Source organism: Cellulomonas sp. B6 (assembly GCF_001462455.1).
Taxonomy (GTDB): Bacteria; Actinomycetota; Actinomycetes; order Actinomycetales; family Cellulomonadaceae; genus Cellulomonas.
On sequence record NZ_LNTD01000257.1, the window covers coordinates 1 to 1,041 of the forward strand.

General features: G+C 74.1%; 1 protein-coding gene. It reads left to right on the forward strand.

The window, feature by feature from the left end:
- The coding region (locus ATM99_RS17515; protein ID WP_062104086.1) for an ABC transporter substrate-binding protein at positions 1–1,039 on the forward strand (1,039 nt) is incomplete at its 5' end.
- Positions 1,040–1,041: the final 2 nt, after the last annotated feature.

Below are 1,041 nucleotides of genomic sequence, written 5' to 3' on the forward strand. Positions count from 1 at the left end.
AGGACCCGTCGTGAAGACCCTCTCCCGTGCTGCCCTCGTCCCGGTCGCCGCGGCCCTCGCGCTCGCCCTCGCGGCGTGCAGCCCCGGCTCCGGCACCACCACCGCCGCGGCCGCCGACGGTGACGCGCCGACGTCGCTCACGCTCGCCGAGCCCGTGCACGGCGTCGGCTACCTGCCGCTCTACGCCGCGCAGGACCTCGGGTACTTCGCCGACGAGGGCCTGGACGTCGAGGTCACGACCCTGACCGGCGGCGGGCACGTCAACGCGACCCTCGCGGGCGAGGTCTTCGGGTTCATCGGCGGCCCCGAGTCCGGTGCGGTCGCCAACGTCAAGGGCGCCGACCTCGTGACGGTCGCGAACGTCGTCAACCGCGGGAACGTCTACTTCGTCGCCGCCACCGGCGAGGAGCCCGCCCCCGGCGCCGACCTGGGGGAGTACCTGCGGGGCAAGACGATCGCCGGCGGCCGCTACGGCGGAACCCCCAACGCGATCCTGCGGCACGTGCTCATCGGCCTGGGGCTGGACCCCGAGACCGACGTGACGCTGCTCGAGATCGAGGACTCCAGCGCGATCCCGTCGGCCGTGCAGGCCGGGCAGGCGCAGGTCGCCGTGGTCGCCGAGCCGCAGCTGGGACTCGGCATCCAGCAGGGCCTGTGGGGCGAGCCGATCATCAACCCGCTGCAGCTGCTCGGCCCGTACGCCTACTCGTCGATCGTCGTGCCGCGCGCGACCGTCGACGACGACCCCGAGCTCGTGCAGGCGTTCGTCGACGCGCTCGTGCGGGGGCAGGAGCGCATCGAGGAGGACCGCGCGTACGCCGAGGAGCTCGCCGCCGCGCAGTTCCCGACCATGGAGCCCGCCGTGCTCGCCGCGACCCTCGACCGCGCGTACGCCGACGGCCTGTGGGGCGGCAGCGTGCTCACCGAGGAGGCGGTCGAGACCGCGCTCGAGGTGGCCCGCAGCGGCCAGATCCTCGACGACTCCGCCGTCCCCCAGACGTTCGACGTCATCGCCGACACCCGGTTCGTCCAGGACTGACC